The following is a 3,706-nucleotide window of genomic DNA, read 5'->3' as shown; positions in this document are numbered from 1 at the left end:
ATCAGAGCCAACGGCTCAACCTGTACGGAGCGAACAGCCACAAGATACCCAAGCACATCTTTCGAGCTGATTACGCCCAGCATTTGCTGGAGCAGAAGCTGGCGGAAGCTAGGCAGACGAGACCAGCGACCACAACAAGGGTCAACTATTCAGCGCTGGACAAGATACCCAAGAGCGAATGGGGAAACTGTTCAACGAGAATCGGGCGATACGAGGGGAACGCCCAAGCGTTCCTTGAGGTTAGCCGAGCGCTCGGGCACAATCGTCTTGACGTGTTGCTGAAGTACCTGTGACGTGGTATGATGAGATGGAAACCAAGCGCCTACGGGCTAGAAAGAGGGAGACCAATGAAGATGACAGACGAAGCGTTGCGGGAGTTCGTGGCAAAGACGGACAGGAGCGAAGCGTGGTCTAAACGTGATGGAGTGAACACGGACTGGCTCAAGGCAATCCGTGCCACGCTGTACGCTCTAGGGTTCGACCATGACTGGGTTTATGGGGAAGCCTACGACGCTATCAAGTCCTACTACTACGAGAAGTACGGAGAGTAGGGGTAGATGACAAAAGAGCCGAGGCGCAAGCCAAGGCTCTTTTGAATGGATTGAGGTTGGAAGCACAGCCCAACGGGCGCAAGCCCGAACATCAACCACCTAACCAAGATGGAAGCGAGCGACCCAGCGGGTCGCAAAAAAGGGGGTCGGAGACCCCCTTGCTTCTATCTTGATACTAAGTAAGGTTGCTCTCGGCAACCTTACGCCAAACTAACAGGAGGCGAAACTATTCCAACAGGAGGCGAAACCGCTCAACCATGCGCCTTTAGACCACACCGGAGGTTGCTCTCAGCAAGACTGGAGGTTGTTCTCGGGGGCGCAAGTTTGACTTGCGGGGGCGCAGATTGTGTGCTACAATTGGTTCATGAAACGGAAAGACCGCCGAGCGCCTCATTTGGTCGTGGAGCGCTCAACGGTCTGTTGCATACTTACGAACCAATTGTAGCATGAGATTGATAACAAGTCAAGCCCCCAGCTTCTGGTCGTGAGTATGCAAGCGACAACAGAAGAGGAGGGCTTTTGATATGCCTGAGACAAACGAGCAAGCCAAGACCGCTGCCGAAGTTCTTGCGGACTTACTGCAACATGACCGAGAGGCACATATTCGCAGGCTTTTCGAGGACGACAACGAGGGCAAGCGTGCGAACCTTGAGACCGCAAAGAGGTACAGGGAGGCGAAAGATATGGAGTTGCTGGACGTAAGCGAGAAGAAGCTGGCACGTATTCGGAAGTGTGCGAACTTGGTCAAGTACGCCGTGAATGGCGAACGTGACAAGAAAGCACTGCTGTACACGGAGACGTGTAAGGACAAGTTCTGCTTAATCTGTGCCCGTAACAAGGCACGCCGAGACACTCGGGAGCTGTTGGACGTAGCCAAGGCAATGGCTCGATTGAACAACGTGGACACGGTTTTCATCACGCTAACGATTGTAAGTGGTCATGACCTAGGTCGCAAGATTGACGAACTGAACAACGCCTATGACAGGCTGATGAGGCGGGAGATGTTCACAGATGTATCTAAGGGCGCAATCACTAAGCTAGAGGTCACTTACAACGAGGAGCATGGTTACCACCCACACTTACACGTGCTGATGTTCGTAGGTAAGAACTACTACAAGAAGCGCAAGGGGTTCATTGAGCGGGAGGACTTGCTGACGGCTTGGCGTGAGGTCACAGGTGACCCACGGATAACACAGGTCGATATAAGGAGAACACGTGCAAACCGACGCAAGGGGATTGCTGACAGCAACGAAGCAGCAGCGCTTGAGGTCGGGAAGTATGTTGCCAAGGCTTCGGAATACAACGCAACAGGGGAAGTGTTCGCTGGGTTCGTCAAAGGGCTACATGGTCGCAAGGTGTTGAGATACTCATCAACTGCCGAGATGTTCCGAAACGCCCACAGGGTTGACCGCTACGGCATTTTTGACATGCTGTGGGGCGACAACAGGTCGTCTCTAAATGCAGAGGACTACACGGACAAGGCTCTGCTTGATTGGAACAAGAGCGCATACCAGTTGGAGTTTCACGAGCTGACCGCTCAAGAGCGGGAGTTGCTAGCCAAGCGCTTCAAGTTGCGTGACCCGTCAAAACTCGAGGACGATATGAGAGCGACCGAGCGGAAGATTGCCTACCTCTTGAATGAGTTCGGGCGATTGACCGACAAGACCAAGAGGAGGAGAAACAGCAACAAGAGAAGCAAGCTGAAAGCCAAGCTCCGAGGCTTGGAGACCTTGCGCTGGGTGCGGGATAGGATTGCCGAGCTGTGAGCGGTTATGCTCACGACTGCTTGACCGTAAGCTGTGACAGGTTAGACTTGAGGAGGGCGGTTGGTCAGAACGAAGTTCGACCAAGCGACAGACCAAGAACTAACGTCACAGGTTACTTGCGGTTCAAGCACCAAGGGAGGGATAAAAGCGACAGCGGACAAAGTGGGGCTACCTTGCGGGGTAGCCCCTTTCTGTATGATTGGGGGGAAATATCAAACAGCCTAGAGGCATTACCAAAGAAGGAGACGACTACACACATCATCAAACATCAGCACGTGCTGACATCAAGAAGGAGGACAGGAAATCAAGCGCTTCGGCGCATCTGTATGTTCGACCCGAAAGGGGGAACAGACAGTGCGCGGGCTCAACCGTGCACCATCTGGCGTTTTGCGGTTCGAAACGCCACTGACCGCTTCGGCGGTCAGAGATGAGCCGATAGGCTCATGAACTACTCCAATAGCGACAACTCGGCACAAGCTAAGTGCCACAGCGGAAGCTGAAACCAAATTGTCTAGGGGGGTGCCCCGACCTAAGTCGCAACAGGTTTAACAAGATACGGAGGACATCATGGCGAAGAACAGACTGCTGGCGAGTGGGCAGAGAATGCTCAAGGAGATGAGAGACCGAGGACGTGGGTCATCACGTCATCAAGACAAACTCAACGGAGAGACCGCTGGGAAGATTTACGCCGATAGGAGCTTGATTGCTCACGAGCGAGCTTGGGGGCAATTTGCCGAGTGGGCACATGCCCAGGGGGTGAAGAACTTGAAGCAGGTTCAGCCCGAGACAGTCACAGAGTTTCTGCAGTTCAAAGCGACCCATGGCGGACGTGATGGAGGTGGAGCAACCCACAAGACACTCAAGGGCTACCTTACCTCAATCAATCGTGTGATGGGTGAAGCTGGGCACGATTGGAAGCAGATGGAGATGAGGAAGCTACCTATAGAAGGTAAGCGAGGCGCTCAAGATGGTTACAAGCCCTTGACGGCTAGCGAGTGGGTGGAGCGCAACCCAGCGACTTATGACCGATACCGTGACACGTTCGACACCATGAGGGCATTCGGGTTGCGTGACCGTGAGCTGAACGAGCTGACCCAGCACAGCTTTGTCCGTGATGAAGTCACGGGGAAGCTGTACGCCCAAACGATTGGTAAGGGCGGTAAGTTCAGACTGGCAGAGTGCAGAGAGGACTTGCGGGAACGCATGGAAGCTCTACACGGTAGCCACATCATTGAGGTTGATACGTCAAGGCTGACAGCCCTAACGGCGGAGCAACTGGCAAGCGACATACAGGATCAGAGCCAACGGCTCAACCTGTACGGAGCGAACAGCCACAAGATACCCAAGCACATCTTTCGAGCTGATTACGCCCAGCATTTGCTGGAGCAG

Annotated in this window: 4 protein-coding genes and 1 pseudogene; all 5 read left to right on the top strand. The window is 53.8% G+C overall.

The window, feature by feature from the left end; translation table 11 throughout:
• Nucleotides 1-293 (top strand): annotated as a pseudogene (locus tag F601_RS13345) (hypothetical protein); the annotation flags it as partial.
• Between the two features lie 54 nt (nt 294-347).
• The gene (locus F601_RS0100055; RefSeq protein ID WP_018163652.1) at nt 348-551 is read left to right on the top strand and encodes a hypothetical protein; all 204 of its coding nucleotides are present in this window, start codon (nt 348-350) and stop codon (nt 549-551) included.
• A 524-nt stretch (nt 552-1,075) separates the two neighbouring features.
• Complete coding sequence (locus tag F601_RS0100050; protein WP_018163651.1) at nt 1,076-2,317, top strand: protein rep; 1,242 nt, start codon at nt 1,076-1,078, stop codon at nt 2,315-2,317.
• A gap of 60 nt (nt 2,318-2,377) precedes the next feature.
• On the top strand, nt 2,378-2,542 hold the full coding sequence (locus tag F601_RS12990; protein WP_018163650.1) for a hypothetical protein: 165 nt from the start codon (nt 2,378-2,380) through the stop codon (nt 2,540-2,542).
• Nucleotides 2,543-2,884: 342 nt separating this feature from the next.
• The coding region (locus tag F601_RS0100040; RefSeq protein WP_018163649.1) for a hypothetical protein at nt 2,885-3,706 on the top strand (822 nt) is incomplete at its 3' end.

The sequence above is a fragment of the Streptococcus henryi DSM 19005 genome (assembly GCF_000376985.1).
Taxonomy (GTDB): domain Bacteria; phylum Bacillota; class Bacilli; order Lactobacillales; family Streptococcaceae; genus Streptococcus; species Streptococcus henryi.
The sequence above is the reverse complement of the archived record's forward strand: the minus strand, read 5'-3'. Positions and strand labels throughout refer to the sequence as shown.

Bases quoted from the DNA above. Each gene is read 5' to 3' on its own strand.
- F601_RS0100055 (WP_018163652.1), top strand. From the start codon at position 348: ATGAAGATGACAGACGAAGCGTTGCGGGAGTTCGTGGCAAAGACGGAC.
- F601_RS0100050 (WP_018163651.1), top strand. From the start codon at position 1,076: ATGCCTGAGACAAACGAGCAAGCCAAGACCGCTGCCGAAGTTCTTGCG.